We start from the raw sequence: 19,589 nt of genomic DNA, 5'->3' as shown, positions 1-19,589 counted from the left end.
CTATGTCTGTTATGATTATTTTATCAAAATATAACAAAAACAATGCGATTTATTGCTTATATCGGAAAAAAACCGCTTTAAATGCGGTTTTTAAAAAGAATAAAATTATTTATTCCTTAATTTCAATATGAACTTATCTTGTTCTGATTTTTCACCAACTTCAAAACGTATAAATTCAATTATCCTAGCATTCTGTTCTTGCAAAATTTCATTAACAGTTTTATTTGAATCCATGACGAAAGTTTGTCCAGTTAAAGATATATCATTCTCAAATTTTCTCATACGGCCCTCTATTATTTTCTCTGCAATTTTTTTTGATTTAGTAGATTTTATTGCAATAGCCATTTGAATTTCACGTTCTTTTTCAAGAATATTATTAGGTATATCTTCTGGTTTAACAAATACAGGTTGACTTGCTGCAATATGCATAGCTATTTTTCTAATTAATATTTCATTTATATTTATACCTGATACTAATACGCCGATACGATCTCTATGCATATACATACCAAGTTTTTCTCCTTCCAATATACCTAATCGGTTTATTTGAATATTTTCACCTATCTTAGATACTAAAGAAACTCTTTCTTGTTCAAATTGTTTTTTAAGAGAAACAAGATCAATTGCGGGATCTAAACTTATTCTATTTATTAACTTATCAGCAAAATTTACGAAACAATTATTTTTTGTTACGAAATCAGTTTCACAATTCAACTCTAAAATGATGCCATAATTATTAAATATTTTAACTCTGATAATACCATTAATTGCAACGTTATTTACCTTTTTTAATGCTTTAATAGCACTGGATTTACGCATATGTTCTATAGCTAAGTTTATATCACCATTTACTTCAATTAACGTTTTTTTACACTCCATTATGCCTGCACCAGTATATTCACGCAGTTTTTTGATTAATGCAACACTAATGTCAGCCATTTTAAATCCTTAGTTAATACTTTTATAAATTATTTGTTATTAAAATAATAAAATTTACTTATTTTAATCTTATTAAATTACAGCATGAATTTTATAAGGCACTATAATAATTCCATTAAATATTGTCTTTTATATGAAAATCATGATGATCTTGAGAGCGACTTTCATTTATTGAATTTACTAAAATACCGAGATATAAATTAACTGCACGCATTGCATCATCATTACCAGGAATAACAAAATCAATACCATCTGGATCAGAATTTGTATCTACTACAGCAAATACCGGTATACCCATATTATTTGCTTCTTTAATAGCGATATTTTCCTTATCAGCATCAATTACAAATAGAGCATCAGGTAACCCACCCATATCTTTTATACCACCTAGACTATTTTCTAACTTAGATAATTTACGTCTACGAAGCAAAGCTTCTTTTTTAGTAAGTTTATTAAGAGTACCATCTTGAGACTGCATTTCAAGTTCTTTTAAACGCTTAATAGATTGACGAACAGTTTTCCAATTCGTTAACATACCGCCTAACCAATGATTATTCACAAAAAATTGGTCACATTGTAATGCAGATTCTTTTATTGCTTTACTAGCAGCTCGTTTAGTTCCTACAAATAAAATTTTACCTTTACGAGAGGAAATTTTGCCTAATTCAATAATGGCTTTATTGAACATTGGTACGGTTTTTTCAAGATTAATAATATGAATTTTATTACGTGAACCGTATATGAAAGGTTTCATTTTTGGATTCCAATAACGAGTTTGATGTCCAAAATGTACACCAGCTTTAAGCATATTACGCATAGAAATAATTGCCATTAATACCTCTTAATCTATTATAGTTATATCTGCATGTTATAAGTATGTATTATTTTATATAAATCATTTTTTATGACATACAGTTATTAATTTTGATAATTGTTTATTTATAATAATATTTGATTATTTAATAACACTAACTCAATAGTAACATATTATCTTTAAGTATATTTTATAGAATAATTAAATATACAGACCAAATAAATATAAACTATGTATAAATTAAATGTACGTTTGTATAATCATATGCATTCATTTAACATATGAATGTTAACATAAAAACATTATTAATGTTAGATAAAATCTTATAATTTTGGAATTAATATAATGTCTATCCATTTAAAAAATAAATTGGAAATTGAAAAAATACGTATTGCTTGTCATTTAGCTGCTGAAGTATTAGAAATGATTGAGCAATATATCATACCTGGTATAACAACAGGAAAATTAGACGAAATATGTCATGAATATATGGTTTACCAACAAAATGTTATTCCTGCTTGTTTAGGATATAAAGGATTTCCTAAATCTGTATGTATATCTGTAAATGAGATAGTATGTCATGGTATTCCTAATGATAATCAAATATTAAAAGACGGAGATATTGTTAATATTGATGTAACGGTTATTAAAGATTTATATTATGGAGATACTTCTAAAATGTTTATGGTTGGAGAACCAACTGTTGCAGGGAAAAATTTATGTAAAATTACTCAAGAAAGCCTTTATTTAGCATTAAATATTGTTAAGCCGGGAGTTAATATAAATAAAATTGGTCACGTTATTCAAAAATATGTAGAATCTCATGGTTTATCTATTGTACGTGATTATTGTGGACACGGAATAGGAAAGAATTTTCATGAAGAACCACAGATTCTTCACTATAGAGTAAAAGATAATAAAACTATTATGAAAAAAGATATGATTTTTACTATTGAACCTATGGTTAATATTGGTAATCATAATGTTCATACTATGATTGACGGATGGACAGTAAAAACTAATGATCAAAGTTTATCAGCACAATATGAACATACAGTTTTAGTCACTAATAGTGGATGTGAAATTTTAACATTGCGTAAAGAAGAATTAATTCCATCTTTATTAATTAATAATTAATTCATTTTTAAATCATGTTGTTTTATAGTGTAAATAGTTATAATTGTAGATATGGTTATTTAACAAATATTTTATTATATTTATAAATATTAAATTTAATTTATAAAATTATTTTAGATAACATAACCTATTCAAAAAGATTGTAAAATGGAAGATACATGCAAAACTTAAGAAATATTATTGAATATGCTTTTGAAAAAAAAAATAATCTAACTGTAAAAACAGTAGAAAAAGAAGTAAAAAACGCTATTAATCAAACTATATGTTTACTGGATGATGGAACATTGCGGATTGCTGAAAAAAAAAATGGTAAATGGATTACTCACCAATGGATTAAAAAAGCTATCTTGCTTTTTTTTCAAATAACTAATAGTAGTTTAATTTACGGTGCTGAAACAAATTATTTTGATAAAATAAATATGAAATTTTTTAATTGGAATGCTTTAGATTTCCATAAAAAAGGTATAAGAGTCGTACCACCGGCATCTGTAAGAAAAGGAACTTATATAGAAAAAAATACTGTAATAATGCCTTCTTATATAAACATAGGTGCTTTTGTTGATACTGGTTCTATGATTGATACTTGGGCTACTATTGGTTCTTGCGCACAAATAGGTAAGAATGTTCATATTTCAGGAGGAGTAGGAATAGGAGGGGTATTAGAACCACTACAATCAAATCCTACTATAATAGAAGATAATTGTTTCATTGGAGCACGTTCTGAAATTGTGGAAGGTGTTATTGTAGAAGAAGGTTCAGTAATATCCATGGGTGTCTATATAGGTCAAAGTACTAAAATTTATAATAGAAATACTGAAGAAATAAGTTACGGTCGTATACCGTCTGGTTCTGTAGTGGTTTCTGGAAGTTTGCCATCTAAAAATAATAATTACAGTTTATATTGTGCTATAATAGTCAAACAAGTAGATTATACAACCCGTGCAAAAGTCAGTATAAACGAAATATTACGTAATATTTGATATTTATTTTTAAATAAATAATGTTTTATTATGTAATAATAACATATTATATTTTGTATTTTTCATACCAGGTAAAAGTATGATCATACCTGGTATTAGATTAATGTAGCTAATTAATTGCATTAAGAAATAAATATATTTTTCTTTTATTTCTTTGTATATTAAAAGCTAAAAATGAATATTTTTTTTCTAAAATTCTCCGTAAATCTCCTAAATTCATAATGGTTTTATGATTTACACTTGATATTATATCACCATTTTGTAATCCAATATTTGCTGCTGCACTTCCTGGTATAACACTATCTATATATACTCCTCTATTATTATAAGAATCTCCGTTAGTTAATCCAGCGCCTTCTATTGCGTCAGAAATAATTGCAGAATCTAGTATAATTAAATCCACTTTATCTAACTTAACTAATAAATCAATAAATTTTCTATCTCTTAATAAATGTAACTTTATTGTAGTTCCAATAGGTAAAAAACCAATAATATTATTAATAGAAGATAGACTATCAATTGGTTTATTATTAATCAACGTAATTACATCACCTAATTGCATACCATATTTAGCAGCAACTGAATTAGGTATAATGCGGTTAATAAAAATACCAAATTTAGTATTAAGATTCAGATCTTCTATCATTTTTAGATCAACTGAAGAACCTAACACACCTAATGTAATATGTTTTACTTGTCCATCATTTATTATTTGATTTGTTATTACTTTAACTACATTACTGGGAATTGCAAATCCTATTCTAGTATTACTGCCATCAGGAGTAAAAATTGCAGTATTTATACCAATTAATTCACCTTTTAAGTTTACTAAAGCGCCTCCAGAATTACCATGATTAATGGCTGCATCTGTTTGAATAAAATTTTGATAGTTATAATAATCATTAAATCCCGTACGTCCAAGTCCAGATATGATTCCGTAACTTGCCGATTCTCCAATACCATATGGGTTACCTATTGCTATTGTATAATCTCCTATATTTAATCTATCAGAATTGGCTAGTTGCATGACACTTAAATGTTTCACATTTTTTAATTGAAGTAAAGCAATATCTGATTGAATATCTTGACCAATTAATTTTGCGTAATAGCGCCTATTATCACTTAACCTAACTTCAATTTTAGCAGCATCATTTACTACATGATTATTAGTTACTATATAACCTTTTTCAGCATTAATTATTACTCCTGATCCTAAAATCTTAAAGAATTCACTATCATTGTGTTCATCGTTTTGCATTTTTAATAAATATTTTGAATTAGTTTTATTAAAGTAATATGATTTGCTATCATAAGAATGTTGCTTATTATTGAATTTCACTACATAATGTTTTGTAAGATTAAAATTTCCTTCTGCAATGATGCTAACTACTGCAGGCATGGTTTTTTTTAGTATTGGCGATAAACTAAAATATTTTTGATTATAATTAGCTTCAGCTTTATCAATACCTATAAAATTATTAATTAATATAATAAAGTTAAATGCCCAAAATATTAACAATATTTTTTTCATTTATTAATGATCTCTTGTGAGTTAAAGTTTATACTACTAAATTAATAAACATGAAAATATAAAATTTTTTTAAGTAATATTATTAATTATCTTATTTTGTTAATCGTTTTAATAATGATACTAATACTAAATAAAGTGACAATATATTATATGTCATATGACATAATTGATAGTTAATTAACTTAATTAAATAAAAGTGTATAACGTTATTTTATTATATTTTATAATAAATGAATGTTTTAATTATATTAAAACACTAAAAATATTATATTAGCAATAATATTTTTATTAAAAGAACTAATTTCGGATACTGTATAATTTAGTAAAATAGAAAAATGAATTTCATTATTGCAAACTTATAAAAATGTTTTAATCAAAAAATATTTTATTTAATCTAATTTTTAAAAAATCTTAGAAAGAGATTATTTATGAAAATAGGAATAATAGGAGCAATGCAAGAAGAAATTGATTTTGTGCGTAATATGATGGATAAATGCAAATTGTTTTTAGTAGGAAGATGTAAAATTTATGTAGGATTATTAAGAAATATTAAAGTAATACTTCTAGAATCTGGAGTCAGTAAAACTTTAGCTTCAATTAATACTACAACATTAATTAATTTATATAAACCTGATATAATAATTAATATAGGTACAGCGGCTGGTATTTCTTTAGATTTGGAAATAGGAGATATTGTAATAGCTAATCAAGTTTGTTATCACGATGTTGATATGACTGCTTTCGGTTATGATGTAGGACAAATCTGTGGTTACCCTAGAAATTTTTTTCCTGATAATAAATTAGTTATTCAAATGGAAAGTTGTATTAAGAAATTAAATTTTAATGCTAAAAGGGGATTAATCGTTAGTGGTGATATATTTGTTAATAATATAAAATACTTAATGAAAATTCGCGAAAATTTTCCTCAGGCAATTGCTGTGGAAATGGAAGCTACAGCTATTGCTGTTGTTTGTTATAATTTTCAAATACCTTTTACAATAATACGTTCTATTACTGATTTTGCAGATAAAAAATCACGTGTAAATTTTAGAAAACATTTAATTAGTAGTTCTAGAAAATGTTGTATAGTAATTGATCATTTTTTAAAAAATTTTCAGTTATAGAATATATCCAATAACTCATTGATAATCAAGTAAAATTTAAAGTTACCGATATAATAACACCTTATTTTATATAAAAATAATGATATTTTATTATATTCCAAATGAAGAGCCACAACTACATGTTGTTTTAGCATTAGGATTTATTACTATAAAACGCGAACCTTCTAGATTCTCTCTATAATCTATAGAGCTACCATTAAGATATTGAATACTTATAGGATCAATAATTAGCATTATACCTTGATTTTTAAAAATTATATCTTCTTCATTTTCTTGTTCATCTAATTTAAACCCGTATTGAAATCCACTACATCCTCCACCTGATATATATATACGCAATTTTAATGATTTATTTTTTTTATTATTAATTAGAAAATTAATTTTATTAATAGCTGCATCAGTAAATTTTAATGGCATTAATGATTTTTTATTCATTTTTTAATTCCAATTAAAATATATTCAATAAAGTTTAATAAATTAACATATTAATATATAATTTTATAATTGAATATGAATAATTCATTATCTAATCTTTCTCTATATTATATATATGTAAAATAATATTTGATATAAAATAACATCATTTTTAAAGATAAATTTATTTTAATTACAATGAAAAATTCTAAAAAATTATTTTCTATTGCAAACAATTATATTCCAGGTGGAGTAAATTCTCCAGCAAGATCTTTTAAGCATGTAGGAGGAACTCCCTTTTTTGTTCATAAATCCCAAGGTGCTTATTTATATGATGTAGACAATAAATGCTATATAGATTACGTTGGTTCTTGGGGATCTATGATATTAGGTCATAATAATTCTAAGATTAGTAAAGCAACGATTTCAACATTAAAAAATGGTTTAAGTTTTGGAACTCCTACAGAAATAGAAATTCTTATGTCACAATTAATTTGTAGTTTAGTAAAAAGTATAGAAATGTTACGTATGGTTAATTCTGGAACTGAAGCTACAATGAGTGCAATTCGTTTAGCAAGAGGATATACTAATCGTAGTAAAATTATTAAATTTATAGGTTGTTATCATGGTCATGTTGATTACTTATTAGTAAATTCTTTTTATGATGAGTTGGCTAATAATGATAATCCAATAATATCATCTGGAATTCCATTTGATTTTATAAGAAATACCATAGTTTGTGCGTATAATGATTTAGATTCAGTTCGCAAAATTTTTGAAAATTATCCTACAGATATTGCTGCAATTATTGTTGAACCAGTAGCTGGTAATATGAATTGTGTTTTACCTAAAAAAAAGTTTTTACAAGGATTACGTACCTTATGTGACGAATTTAATGCATTGCTCATTATGGATGAAGTAATGACTGGATTTAGAGTTGCATTAGGAGGAGCTCAACAGTATTATGATATATATCCAGATATTACTTGCTTAGGTAAAATAATAGGTGGTGGTATGCCTATCGGTGCTTTTGGTGGCAAAAAAGAATTAATGAATAAATTAGCACCAATGGGTAAAGTCTATCAAGCTGGAACGTTTTCTGGAAATCCATTAGTAATGGCAGCAGGATATACTTGTTTACAACAAATTAAGAAACCAAATACCTATGAAAAGTTAAATCATTTAACTAGCTATTTATCATCTGGCTTACGTTTAGCAGCAAAAAAAAATAATATTCCAATAATAGTTAATAATATCGGGAGTATGTTCGGATTATTATTTACTAAGGACAATAATGTGACTTGTTATTCTGATGTTTTAAGATGTAATACTAAATTATTTAGAACATTTTTTCATATGATGCTAAAAGAAGGAATATATTTTACTCCTTCTCCTTTTGAAACAAATTTTGTATCTCTTGCTCATACTATGAATGATATTCAAAAAACTATAGATATTGCTGATATTTGCTTTTCTAGATTATAACTTATTTTTTAATTATGATTAAGTAAATTTAATAATCTATTTTATCTATCTTAATTTCAAGAAAAATATAAACTCATTTTTTATCATTAAATCAACAAATTAATTGATAATAAGTTAATATGATTTATTGTACATATAAATTCTTATTTAATAAATCATTTATGTTTTATTTAGAATAATTTCTGTATCATATATCTTTACTATTTAATATAAAATATATTTTGTACTTTCTACTATAATTAAGTTTAAAATAATTTTATGTAGATAATACTATTTATATATTAGTAATTTAAAAAATTAATTACTGATATTAAATTATATTATTTAGTTTTTATTATTCTTTTGGGGGAAATAATATGAAAGAAGAAAAAAAACGTAAAATATCATCTTTAAGTATTCTTGCTATAGCTGGAGTGAAAAGTTACCAAGAAAAACCTAATGAACAATACATGAACGAAGATCAATTAGAACATTTTCGTAAAATCTTAAAAGTATGGCAAGCTGACACGCAAAAAGAAATTGATCGTAGTTTAATTAATATGCAAGATGAAGCCTCTAATTTTCCTGATCCTATAGATAGAGCTTCACAAGAAGAAGAATTTAGCTTAGAACTACGTACTAGAGATAGAGAGCGTAAGTTAATAAAAAAAATAGAAAAAACATTAAAAAAATTAGAAGATGGCGATTTTGGTTATTGCGATTCCTGTGGTATTGAAATAGGTATTCGTCGTCTAGAAGCTAGACCCACTGCAGATTTATGTATTGATTGTAAAACAATAGCAGAAATTCGTGAAAAACAAAGAGCTTATTAATATATTATAAGATATAAAATATTAGCTACTAGCTATTGTCGTATAGTTATATTAATTTATACAATATAATATATAATATGAAAAAATAAATTTTATAAGGAATATATATAATATAATTAAAATAATAAAATTGTTTTAAATTAAATTTTATCTATATGAAAATAATAGGTGTTACAATGATAAATAATGAACTCAGCTTTTTATAATGATTACTTTTTCTTAATAAAATTCAAATATAATTAGTTCTGATTTAATCTGTAATTAAAGTTATTGAATAAACTCATACAATATCTTGTTATTATAAATTATTTGTTATGAGATCGATATTGTTTTTTATATATCTCATATTATTAAAAAACAAAAAATAATTTTGAATATGAATTTGTTTTTTATAATTATAAGGAGGCACCAACAAAGGTTTGAAATATTATCATGATAATGATTCCACGTATAAGACATATGATATCTCGCAAAAACATTAGCAAAAATGCTCTTAAAGTGCTTTATCGATTAAATAAAGCTGGATATGAAGCTTATTTAGTAGGTGGTGGAGTACGCGATTTATTATTAGGAAAGCAACCTAAGGATTTTGATGTAACAACTAATGCTACTCCTGAGCAAATGATTAGATTATTTCGTAACTGCCGATTAGTTGGTCGTAGATTTATTTTAGCTCATATAATTTTTAGTTCAGAAATAATTGAAGTTGCTACTTTTAGAGGAGATAATTCAGAAAAGCAATATACAACCCATTATAAAAATTTTCACTTTAGCAAAAGTGGTATGTTACTAAATGATAATATATTTGGTAAAATAGAGGATGATGCTTACCGTAGAGATATTACTATTAATAGTTTATATTACAGTATGGCTGATTTAAGTGTACGCGATTATGTAGGTGGTTTTCGTGATCTTAGAGAAGGCGTCATTAGGCTAATTGGAGATCCAGAGACACGTTATCGTGAAGATCCTGTGCGTATGTTACGAGTAGCAAGATTTGCTGCAAAATTAAATATGAGCATTGCTCCAGAAACAGCAGAACCAATACCAAGACTTGCCCTATTATTACAAAATATTCCTCCCTCACGTTTATTTGAAGAAGCTCTTAAACTATTTCAAACAGGTTACGGTTATCTTACTTATTGTAAATTATGCCAGTATAAACTATTTCAGTTATTGTTTCCAACTTTAGCAAACAATTTCACAAAGAATAGAAATAGTATAACAGAACGTATGCTTGTGCAATTATTGAAAAATACAGATTATAGAATAAAAAACCATTTACGCGTTAATCCTGTATTTTTATTTGCTGCAATGTTCTGGTATCCACAATTAAAAAGTGCTGAAATAATAGCACAAAAACATTCTAGTGATCTAACATATTATGATGCATTTTCGATTGCAACACACAATACTTTGGAAGAAGCATGTCAGGTATTGGCTATTCCTAAACGTATAACATCTTTAATTAAAGATGTCTGGAAATTACAATTGTATATGCCACGTATATATGGAAAGCGTGCGAAAAAATTATTACTGCATCCTAAATTTAAAGTAGCTTATAATTTATTAATATTACGTGCTACAGTAGAAAATACTCCAGAATTAATAGAACTTAGTAAAAATTGGAGTCAATACAAAACATCAAAAAACAACATTATAAAAAAAATTAGCACTAATTCAAATACACTAGGAAATGATATAATAAAACAAATTAACAATAATATATGACTATAGTTTATCTTGCTTTAGGAAGTAATATCAATAATCCTATATATCAAATCAAATCTGCTTTAGCTGAATTAGATAAAATTCCACAAACAAAAAGAATTGTTACTTCTAAATTTTACCTTACTCAACCATATGGTTTTAAAAATCAACCTAATTTTATTAATATTGTTGTTTCTATGCATACCAATTTATCACCAGAAATATTACTCAAATTTATACAAAACATTGAGAGAATGCAAGGTAGAATTCGTGATAATAATTTGCACTGGGGACCACGTAATATAGATATTGATATAATTTTGTTTGGCAATTTGATGATTAATAGTAATTGTTTAACAATACCGCATTACGATATGATTAATCGTGCTTTTATGTTAATACCTTTAGTTCAAATAGCTCCAAATATTACATTACCTAATGGTGAATCAATTAAGAATATTTTAGATAAATTAGATATTAGCACGGTTAAAATATTGAATATATAAACTACATTACCTAATTATATTTTTATAATAAATATTTTAGATTGAGAATACAATGCAATCAATTATGATCTCTCATTTAGAAAAATGGAAAAAAAAAGGGAAAAAGTTTGCTGCTTTAACCGCATATGATTTTACTTTTGCTAAGTTATTTTTCAATGAAGGTATTAAAGTTTTATTAGTAGGTGATTCTCTTGGTATGACTATTCAAGGTCATAATTCAACTCTTCCTGTAACCATAGATGATATTGCATACCATACTGCTGCTGTATATCGTGGAGCACCAAATGCATTAATAATATCTGATTTACCCTTTATGACTTATTCTACTCCTAAGATGTCTTTTAAGAATGCAGCTAAGTTAATGCGTATTGGAGCTAACGTAGTCAAATTAGAAAGTAATCCATGGGTTATTGAAACAATAAGTATGCTTTCTGAACGTTCTGTACCAGTTTGTGGCCATATAGGTTTGACGCCTCAATCAGTAAATATATTAAGTGGATATAAATTACAGGGTTCAAATGAAAAACATGCAAATCTTTTATTAAAAAATGCAAAAGCAATTGAATCTGCAGGAGCAAAATTATTAGTTTTGGAATATGTCCCGAGTAAATTAGCTAAAGTTATTACTGATACATTAAATATACCCGTAATAGGTATTGGAGCTGGTAATTATACAGATGGGCAGATATTAGTCATGCATGATATTTTGGGTATTACTGATGGTTATATTCCAAAATTTGCTAAAAATTTTTTATCTGAAACAGGAAATATACGTTCAGCAGTGCGTCAATATATTTCTGAAGTAGAATCTGGAATTTATCCTGATTCCGAATATTAATTTTAAGATTAAATGGAAATTATATCGTGTTGATTATAAAAGAATTACCTATACTAAATTATAATATAAAAAAATGGCATAAAGAAAATAAAATTATTTCATTAATACCTACTATGGGCAATATACATGATGGACACCTAAAATTAATTAGTGAAGCACGTAGAAAAAGCGAAATAGTTATAGTATCTATATTTATAAATCCCATTCAATTTGATGATATTAATGATTTATTAATTTATCCTCGTACCTTAAAAGAAGATTATATAAAACTGCAAAACTCTATGGTAGATATGGTTTTTATTCCAGAAATATCTCAAATGTATCCACATGGATATAAAAATCAAACTATTGTAAAAGTACCAATATTATCTTCTATTCTAGAAGGTATACGACGTCCTTCTTATTTTCAAGGAGTAACAACTATAATTAGCAAGCTGTTTAATTTAATAAAACCTAACTTTGCATATTTTGGTGAAAAAGATTTTCAACAACTAGTAATTATACGTAAAATGGTCAGTGATATGAATTTTGATACTATTATTATTGGTGTTCCGACAGTACGTAATAAAGATGGTTTAGCATTAAGTTCTCGAAATAATCACTTAAATAAACAAGAAATTAAGTTAGCATCTTATTTAAATAAAGTAATGGATTATATGGCTAATCAATTAATTATTAATAAAACTAATATTAGGCAAATAATTATAGCATCCAAAAAAATGTTATTTGAAAAAGGCTTAATACCAGATGGTTTAACCATTTGTGATGAAATTAATTTAAAAAAATTAACACCAACAAGTAAAAATGCAGCTATTATCGTAGCAGTAAAAATTGGAAATACCAGACTAATTGATTATAAAAAAGTGATCTTATAAATGACATGTTTTATTTTACTAAAAACAATAATATTTTTTTATTATGTATGTATTATATTTATTTAACTCTTATAACTTTGCCAATATAAGGCAAATTTCGATATTTTTGTTTATAATCTATTCCAAATCCAACTACAAATTCATCTGGTATTACAAATCCAACATATTCAATCTTAATCTTTATTTTTCTTTGTTTAAGTTTATCTAATAATGCACAAATAATTAATGATCTTGGCTGACGTGATTTTAATATATTATATACACTTTTTAACGTATTTCCAGAATCAATAATATCTTCAACCAGCAAGACATCTTTATCCTTAATATCTTCATCAAGATCTTTTAAAATTTTTACATTATCAGACCTAGACATGCTACCATAATAGCTGGAAGCAGTAATAAAATCAATTCTATGAGGTATCTTTATTGCACGACATAAATCTGCCATAAACATAAATGAACCACGAAGTAACCCTACAATTACTATATTAGTATTTCTATTATTATAATAATTATTAATATCATTACCTAATTCAATTATGCGCATAGCAATTGCATGCTCTGGAATCATCACTTCAATAATATGTTTCATAATATGTTGTTTGTTTAGCCTAATCAGTATATTTAATTACATCATATTGAGTCATTGCCATTATTTTTCTAATATTTAACCGTTAACTTAAGTTACATAAAAGTTTATATATTGAGTGATAAAATCATTTATATTTAATAAAATTATGTTGCTAATAAAAAAGATATTAAAAAATATTGTTTATTAATATTATTTTAAATATGTATAATACCTCATTAACCTATTTTTTTGTATTTATTAAATCAGTAATAGTACCTTCAAAAATTTCCGATGCTAATCCTATAGATTCATATAGAGTAGGATGTGCATGAATAGTTAATGCTATATCTTGTGCATCACAACCCATCTCAATTGCTAAACCTATTTCTCCTAATAACTCACCACCGTTATTGCCGACTATAGCGCCACCAATAATACGATTGGTTTTTTTATCAAATATTAATTTGGTAACACCATTCTCACATTGAGAAACAATAGCTCTACCAGATGCTGTCCAAGGAAAAATAGATGTTTCATATTTAATGCCTTGTTCTTTTGCTATTTTTTCTGTTATGCCTACCCATGCTACTTCTGGTTCAGTATAGGCAATAGAAGGAATTACTTGTGGATCAAAATAATGTTTTAAACCAGAAATTACTTCTGCTGCAATACGACCTTCATGCATACCTTTATGAGCTAGCATAGGTTGACCAACTACATCACCAACTGCATAAATGTTTGGAATATTTGTGCGCATCTGTTTATCAACATTAATATAACCGTTATTGATTTTTACTCCTGCTTTTTCAGCATTTAAATTTTGACTATTTGGCATGCGACCAATAGCAACTAATACTGAATCATAATGATTCACTATATTATTATTATCTTTATCTAAAATAGAAACATAAATACCGTCACTTTCTAATTTTATTGAATGGATTTTTGTTTTTAACATTATATTAAATTTATTACCAACACTTCTCATAAAAGTTTTAATAATGTCTTCATCAGCAGCTGGTATTATTTGATCATACATTTCTATTATTGAAATTTCTGATCCCAATGACTCATAAATTGTAGCCATTTCTAAACCTATTATGCCACCACCTATTATTAATAAATTTTTAGGTATGCATGTTAACTTAAGAGCATCAGTTGAATTCCATATTCTAGCATCCTCATGTGGGATTAATGTTGATTGAATTGAACTAGAACCAGTAGCAATTATTGCATTGTCAAACTGAATTACTGTATTGTTACCTTTATAATTTACTAATAAATTATTAGAATCAATAAATTTTCCTAATCCCTGAATGATATTAGTTTTACGAATTTTTGCCATTCGTAATAGACTATTACTAAAATTATCAATAACTTGTGATTTCCAAGATCTTATTTGATTTATATCGATAGATAAATCTTTAAAATTTACACCTTTATTGCTTAAAGATTTCATTTCTCTAATTATTTTTGCAATATGCAATAAAGCTTTAGATGGAATACACCCTACATTTAAACATACCCCACCTAGATTATTATGACATTCTACTATAACCGTTTCTAATCCTAAATCACTACAACGGAAAGCAGCTGAATATCCTGCAGGTCCTCCTCCTATTACTACTACTTGTGTTTTAATATCAATATGCATTTCAACCTCTTTTTATATAATTGATTTTATTTCTTAAATCATCAATATTCTAATATCTGATAATATATTAGTAATTATATTTAGGAAACGTGCACCATCTGCACCATCAATTACTCGATGGTCAAAGGAAAGTGAAATAGGTAACATTAGACGAGGTAAAAATTTTTCACCATTCCAAACTGGTTCTATAGAAAATTTTGAAATTCCTAAAATAGCAACTTCTGGAGCATTTATAATGGGTGTAAAAAAACATGTGCCAATACTTCCTAAACTAGAAATAGTAAAAGTTCCATTTTGCATTTTTTCAACATTTAATCTTCCCTTGATTGCTTCTTGCGAAATATCAATCAATTCTTTTGATAACTGTAGTATAGTTTTTTCTTCAATATTTTTAAATACTGGAACTAATAATCCCTTTGGAGTATCTACTGCTATGCCGATATTAATATATTTTTTTAATATTATTTTTTGTAAATCTACAGATAACGAACTATTAAATTTTGGTATTTGGATAAGAGCAAAATGAACAGCTTTCATAATAAATGCTAATAGATTAATCTTTATATTTGCGTCCTTTTTCTTTATTTCTATATTTTGTTTATTACGAAATTCTTCTAGATTAGTAATATCAATTTTGTCAAAATGTGTAACATGTGGAATTGTTACCCAATTACTACTTAAATTAGCACCAGAAACTTTTTGAATTGAACTTAGTGGAATTTCTTCAAAACTACTCTGATTGATATTACTAATATTTTTATTAGAATAATGAATTTTATATTCAGTAGAATTATTTTTCTTCTCTTTAGATGAAGATTCAAAAAAATTAACTGTCTGTTTTATATAATTATAAATACATTCTTTTAAAATACGGTTTTTTCTACCCTTACCTTTAATTTTAGATAAATCAATACCAAACTTATATGCTAACCTACGAATTACAGGACTTGCATGAACATATATTTCATTATCAATACGATCTATATTATCTATGTTTTCATTTAAAATATTACTATTACATTTTAAACTTATTTCATTAGAAACTGAATTACTAAGTTCGTTAATTGTTTTTAATACCATAATTGAAGAACCAGTTTTTACTTTATCACCAAGCATAATTATAATGCTTTCTACTACACCACTATATGGAGAAGGTATTTCTATTGAAGTTTTATTACCCTCTACAGTAATCAAAGATTGATCTATTTTTACTAAATCACCGATTTTTACTAAGATTTCAGTAACTTCTAGTTCTCCTTGCCCAATATCAGGAATTTCTATTGTGACATTCATAAATATACTACCTCTTATTAAGCTAAACGTGGATTAATTTTATCAGCATTAATTTTAAATTTTTTAATAGCTTCTACTACTAGATTTCTATTTATTTTACCACATTTAGATAATTCAGCTAAAGCTGCAACTACAATATAAGAGGTATCAATTTCAAAATGATGGCGTAAATTTTTACGACTATCAGAACGGCCAAAACCATCAGTTCCTAACACTCTATAATTAATTGTAGGAATATAATTACTCACCTGTTCAGCAAATAACTTTATATAATCTGTTGAAGCAATAGTAGGTATATTCTGAAGTACTTGAGCAATATAAGGTATACGAACTTTTTCATTTGGATGTAACATATTCCATCGTTCACAATCTTGACCATCTCGAGCTAATTCAGTAAAAGATGTAACACTATACACATCAGACCTAATTTTATAAAAATCATCTAATATTTCAGCAGCTTTACGAACATGTCTTAATATAGACCCTGAACCTAATAACTGAATTTTTGTTTTTCCTTCTCCTATTGTTTCTAATTTATAAATACCTCTACATATACCTTTTTCTACTCCTTTAGGCATAGCTGGCATATGGTAATTTTCATTTAGAGTAGTAATATAATAATAAATATTTTCTTGAGATTTTCCATACATGCGAACTAAACCATCATGCATAATAATAGCTAGTTCGTAAGCATATGCTGGGTCATAAGATATACAGTTTGGTATAGTTAATGAATGAATATGACTATGACCATCTTCATGCTGTAGTCCTTCACCATTAAGAGTAGTTCTGCCAGAAGTACCTCCTATTAAAAATCCTCTTGCTTGTTGATCTCCTGCTAACCACATTAAATCACCAATTCTCTGAAAACCAAATATTGAATAATAAATATAAAATGGTATCATAGGTAAATTATTTGTACTATATGATGTGGCAGCTGCAAGCCAAGACGAACCTGCACCTAATTCATTAATTCCTTCTTGTAATATTTGACCTTTTTTATCTTCCTTATAGTAGGCAACCTGAGCATGATCTTGAGGTGTATATTTCTGACCATTTGGATTATAAATGCCGATTTGTCGAAATAATCCTTCCATCCCAAATGTGCGAGCTTCATCAGCAAGAATTGGAACTAATCTATCCTTAATTGAATTGTTTCTTAACATTATGTTTAAAACACGTACAAAAGCTATAGTAGTTGAAATTTCTTTATTTTGTTCTTGTAGAAGTGCTTTAAATTCCTCTAATTTTGGAATATTTAGAGTTTCTGTAAAATTAGATTTACGTATTGGTAAATAACCACCTAATTTTTTTCTTTGATTGTGTAAATAATTATATTCATCTGAATTTTTTTTGAAAGTAATGTAAGGTAATTGTTCGATTATATTATCTTCTATTTCTATATTAAATCTATCTCTAATATAACGAAGATTATTGATATCCATCTTTTTTACTTGATGAGCAATGTTTTTACCTTCAGCAATTTCTCCCATACCATAACCTTTGATTGTATGAGCTAAAATCAATACTGGTTTATTTTTTATATTTTGAGCTCTTTTTAACGCAGCATATATTTTTTTAGGATCGTGCCCTCCACGGTTTAATAACCATATTTCATCATCAGACATATCTTTAACTAAATCAAAAGTTTCTGCATATTTACCAAAAAAATATTTTCTTACATACGCTCCATCACGTGATTTAAACGTCTGATAATCACCATCAACAGTCTCATTCATCAATTGTATTAATTTTCCACTTTTATCTTTATTTAATAACTTATCCCAAAGACCACCCCAAATTACCTTTATTACTTCCCATCCTGCACCAACAAAAATACCTTCAAGTTCATTAATAATTTTTCCATTTCCAATAACTGGTCCATCTAGGCGTTGCAAGTTACAATTAATAATGAAAATTAAATTATCTAATTTTTCACGAGTTGCAATAGTTATTGCACCTTTTGATTCTGGTTCATCCATTTCGCCATCACCAAGAAAAGCATAAACAGTTTGTAATGATGTGTCTTTTAAACCACGATGCAAAAGATATTTTAAAAATTTAGCTTGATAAATTGCTGATAGTGGACCTAAGCCCATAGAAACAGTTGGAAATTGCCAAAAATCCGGCATTAATTTAGGGTGAGGATAGGAAGATAGACCATGTCCACATACTTCTTGACGGAAGTTATTCATTTGTTCTTCAGTCAACCGACCTTCTAAAAAGGCTCTCGAATATATTCCTGGTGATATATGTCCTTGAAAATATACCAAATCGCCTCCATCATTACTGTTTGGTGCTCGAAAAAAATGATTAAAACAAACCTCATAAATGGTGGCAGAAGACTGAAAGGATGAAAGATGACCGCCTAATTCCAAATTCTTGTTTGAAGCTCTTAATACAGATATAATGGCATTCCAGCGAATTGCAGAACGAATACGGCGTTCTAGAATAATATCACCTGGATAATCTGGTTCTTCTTCAACAGCAATAGAATTAACATAATTGCTAATGAATGATTTTGAGTTAATTTGTAAACCGCTTTTGCGGGCAGTGATCAATAATTTATTAATTAAGTACTGTGCCCGATCAATACCCTCTTCACGGATAACCGATTCAATCGCCTGTAACCATTCACGAGTTTCAATCGGATCCACGTCATTATATAACTCATCTGACATGGTACTTTCCTTTTTTCCTCAACTATATATTTTATAGTACATAATAGCAATCTAATAAATGAAAACTAAGAATAGTGATTATCATAAGGAGTATTTGTGATTACTATTTAATTATAATTTCTTTTTTATTATTTATAAATTTATTGAATATATCAACAACACATAATGATATCTTGTTGAGTATACCTAAATATTACAAATTTACATAGAATTATTTTACCTAAT

At 26.6% G+C, this 19,589-nt stretch carries 17 protein-coding genes and 2 pseudogenes; 9 read left to right on the top strand and 10 right to left on the bottom strand.

The window, feature by feature from the left end:
* Nucleotides 1-105: 105 nt before the first annotated feature.
* Together tsf and rpsB are read right to left on the bottom strand one after the other, a co-directional pair.
* Nucleotides 106-939 (bottom strand): translation elongation factor Ts, encoded by an 834-nt coding sequence (gene tsf / locus FD726_RS02040; RefSeq protein WP_159989929.1) that lies wholly within the window; start codon nucleotides 937-939, stop codon nucleotides 106-108.
* A 115-nt stretch (nucleotides 940-1,054) separates the two neighbouring features.
* The gene (rpsB, locus tag FD726_RS02035) at nucleotides 1,055-1,771 is read right to left on the bottom strand and encodes a 30S ribosomal protein S2 (RefSeq protein WP_159989928.1); all 717 of its coding nucleotides are present in this window, start codon (nucleotides 1,769-1,771) and stop codon (nucleotides 1,055-1,057) included.
* A gap of 327 nt (nucleotides 1,772-2,098) precedes the next feature.
* On the opposite strand from rpsB, the gene map reads away from it, so the two are divergent.
* Nucleotides 2,099-2,890, top strand: coding sequence for a type I methionyl aminopeptidase (gene map / locus FD726_RS02030; RefSeq protein WP_159989927.1), 792 nt, complete (start codon nucleotides 2,099-2,101; stop codon nucleotides 2,888-2,890).
* Between the two features lie 158 nt (nucleotides 2,891-3,048).
* Nucleotides 3,049-3,870, top strand: a complete 822-nt coding sequence (dapD, locus tag FD726_RS02025) for a 2,3,4,5-tetrahydropyridine-2,6-dicarboxylate N-succinyltransferase (protein WP_159989926.1) — start codon at nucleotides 3,049-3,051, stop codon at nucleotides 3,868-3,870.
* 109 nt (nucleotides 3,871-3,979) lie between these two features.
* Here the strand turns inward: dapD and FD726_RS02020 are convergent, their stop codons facing one another.
* Nucleotides 3,980-5,401 carry a trypsin-like peptidase domain-containing protein gene (locus FD726_RS02020; protein ID WP_159989925.1) on the bottom strand — a complete coding sequence of 474 codons (1,422 nt, stop codon included), beginning with the start codon at nucleotides 5,399-5,401 and terminating at the stop codon, nucleotides 3,980-3,982.
* A 428-nt stretch (nucleotides 5,402-5,829) separates the two neighbouring features.
* Between FD726_RS02020 and mtnN the strand changes: the two genes are divergently transcribed.
* Nucleotides 5,830-6,525: a 5'-methylthioadenosine/S-adenosylhomocysteine nucleosidase gene (gene mtnN, locus FD726_RS02015; protein ID WP_159989924.1), complete on the top strand. Its 696-nt coding sequence runs from the start codon at nucleotides 5,830-5,832 to the stop codon at nucleotides 6,523-6,525.
* Nucleotides 6,526-6,615: 90 nt separating this feature from the next.
* Here the strand turns inward: mtnN and erpA are convergent, their stop codons facing one another.
* A complete protein-coding gene (gene erpA / locus FD726_RS02010) occupies nucleotides 6,616-6,960 on the bottom strand; it encodes an iron-sulfur cluster insertion protein ErpA (RefSeq protein ID WP_159989923.1) in 345 nt (114 codons plus the stop codon).
* A 177-nt stretch (nucleotides 6,961-7,137) separates the two neighbouring features.
* On the opposite strand from erpA, the gene hemL reads away from it, so the two are divergent.
* The 6 genes from hemL (at nucleotide 7,138) to panC (ending at nucleotide 13,165) form a co-directional block, all read left to right on the top strand.
* On the top strand, nucleotides 7,138-8,424 hold the full coding sequence (hemL, locus tag FD726_RS02005) for a glutamate-1-semialdehyde 2,1-aminomutase (RefSeq protein WP_159989922.1): 1,287 nt from the start codon (nucleotides 7,138-7,140) through the stop codon (nucleotides 8,422-8,424).
* 356 nt (nucleotides 8,425-8,780) lie between these two features.
* Entirely contained in the window at nucleotides 8,781-9,236 is a 456-nt protein-coding gene (gene dksA, locus FD726_RS02000; protein WP_159989921.1) for an RNA polymerase-binding protein DksA, read from the top strand.
* A gap of 432 nt (nucleotides 9,237-9,668) precedes the next feature.
* On the top strand, nucleotides 9,669-10,967 hold the full coding sequence (gene pcnB / locus FD726_RS01995; protein ID WP_159989920.1) for a polynucleotide adenylyltransferase PcnB: 1,299 nt from the start codon (nucleotides 9,669-9,671) through the stop codon (nucleotides 10,965-10,967).
* A complete protein-coding gene (gene folK, locus FD726_RS01990) occupies nucleotides 10,964-11,452 on the top strand; it encodes a 2-amino-4-hydroxy-6-hydroxymethyldihydropteridine diphosphokinase (RefSeq protein ID WP_159989919.1) in 489 nt (162 codons plus the stop codon). Before pcnB ends, folK begins: the two co-directional genes overlap by 4 nt.
* A 52-nt stretch (nucleotides 11,453-11,504) precedes the next feature.
* Nucleotides 11,505-12,290 (top strand): 3-methyl-2-oxobutanoate hydroxymethyltransferase, encoded by a 786-nt coding sequence (gene panB / locus FD726_RS01985; RefSeq protein WP_159989918.1) that lies wholly within the window; start codon nucleotides 11,505-11,507, stop codon nucleotides 12,288-12,290.
* Between the two features lie 26 nt (nucleotides 12,291-12,316).
* Nucleotides 12,317-13,165: a pantoate--beta-alanine ligase gene (gene panC / locus FD726_RS01980; RefSeq protein WP_159989917.1), complete on the top strand. Its 849-nt coding sequence runs from the start codon at nucleotides 12,317-12,319 to the stop codon at nucleotides 13,163-13,165.
* A gap of 58 nt (nucleotides 13,166-13,223) precedes the next feature.
* Here the strand turns inward: panC and hpt are convergent, their stop codons facing one another.
* From hpt to aceE, 6 genes and pseudogenes are all read right to left on the bottom strand, one after another.
* A complete protein-coding gene (gene hpt / locus FD726_RS01975; RefSeq protein WP_159989916.1) occupies nucleotides 13,224-13,757 on the bottom strand; it encodes a hypoxanthine phosphoribosyltransferase in 534 nt (177 codons plus the stop codon).
* Nucleotides 13,758-13,977: 220 nt separating this feature from the next.
* Nucleotides 13,978-15,390, bottom strand: a complete 1,413-nt coding sequence (lpdA, locus tag FD726_RS01970; RefSeq protein WP_159989915.1) for a dihydrolipoyl dehydrogenase — start codon at nucleotides 15,388-15,390, stop codon at nucleotides 13,978-13,980.
* Nucleotides 15,391-15,423: 33 nt separating this feature from the next.
* Entirely contained in the window at nucleotides 15,424-16,233 is an 810-nt protein-coding gene (locus tag FD726_RS03690) for a 2-oxo acid dehydrogenase subunit E2 (RefSeq protein WP_370514804.1), read from the bottom strand.
* 14 nt (nucleotides 16,234-16,247) lie between these two features.
* Nucleotides 16,248-16,359: pseudogene (locus tag FD726_RS03685) on the bottom strand (E3 binding domain-containing protein); the annotation flags it as partial.
* 162 nt (nucleotides 16,360-16,521) lie between these two features.
* Nucleotides 16,522-16,683, bottom strand: a pseudogene (locus FD726_RS03680) (biotin/lipoyl-containing protein); the annotation flags it as partial.
* Between the two features lie 17 nt (nucleotides 16,684-16,700).
* Nucleotides 16,701-19,364, bottom strand: a complete 2,664-nt coding sequence (gene aceE, locus FD726_RS01960) for a pyruvate dehydrogenase (acetyl-transferring), homodimeric type (RefSeq protein WP_159989913.1) — start codon at nucleotides 19,362-19,364, stop codon at nucleotides 16,701-16,703.
* Nucleotides 19,365-19,589: the final 225 nt, after the last annotated feature.

The sequence above is a fragment of the Pantoea sp. SoEX genome (assembly GCF_009829945.1).
Classification (GTDB): Bacteria; Pseudomonadota; Gammaproteobacteria; order Enterobacterales; family Enterobacteriaceae; genus Pantoea_C.
This window is presented reverse-complemented; position numbering and strand designations above follow the sequence as displayed.

Bases quoted from the DNA above. Each gene is read 5' to 3' on its own strand.
- rpsB (WP_159989928.1), bottom strand. From the start codon at position 1,771: ATGGCAATTATTTCTATGCGTAATATGCTTAAAGCTGGTGTACATTTT.
- dapD (WP_159989926.1), top strand. From the start codon at position 3,049: ATGCAAAACTTAAGAAATATTATTGAATATGCTTTTGAAAAAAAAAAT.
- panB (WP_159989918.1), top strand. From the start codon at position 11,505: ATGCAATCAATTATGATCTCTCATTTAGAAAAATGGAAAAAAAAAGGG.
- dksA (WP_159989921.1), top strand. From the start codon at position 8,781: ATGAAAGAAGAAAAAAAACGTAAAATATCATCTTTAAGTATTCTTGCT.
- lpdA (WP_159989915.1), bottom strand. From the start codon at position 15,390: ATGCATATTGATATTAAAACACAAGTAGTAGTAATAGGAGGAGGACCT.
- aceE (WP_159989913.1), bottom strand. From the start codon at position 19,364: ATGTCAGATGAGTTATATAATGACGTGGATCCGATTGAAACTCGTGAA.
- FD726_RS02020 (WP_159989925.1), bottom strand. From the start codon at position 5,401: ATGAAAAAAATATTGTTAATATTTTGGGCATTTAACTTTATTATATTA.
- folK (WP_159989919.1), top strand. From the start codon at position 10,964: ATGACTATAGTTTATCTTGCTTTAGGAAGTAATATCAATAATCCTATA.
- map (WP_159989927.1), top strand. From the start codon at position 2,099: ATGTCTATCCATTTAAAAAATAAATTGGAAATTGAAAAAATACGTATT.
- hemL (WP_159989922.1), top strand. From the start codon at position 7,138: ATGAAAAATTCTAAAAAATTATTTTCTATTGCAAACAATTATATTCCA.
- mtnN (WP_159989924.1), top strand. From the start codon at position 5,830: ATGAAAATAGGAATAATAGGAGCAATGCAAGAAGAAATTGATTTTGTG.
- erpA (WP_159989923.1), bottom strand. From the start codon at position 6,960: ATGAATAAAAAATCATTAATGCCATTAAAATTTACTGATGCAGCTATT.
- hpt (WP_159989916.1), bottom strand. From the start codon at position 13,757: ATGAAACATATTATTGAAGTGATGATTCCAGAGCATGCAATTGCTATG.
- tsf (WP_159989929.1), bottom strand. From the start codon at position 939: ATGGCTGACATTAGTGTTGCATTAATCAAAAAACTGCGTGAATATACT.
- pcnB (WP_159989920.1), top strand. From the start codon at position 9,669: ATGATAATGATTCCACGTATAAGACATATGATATCTCGCAAAAACATT.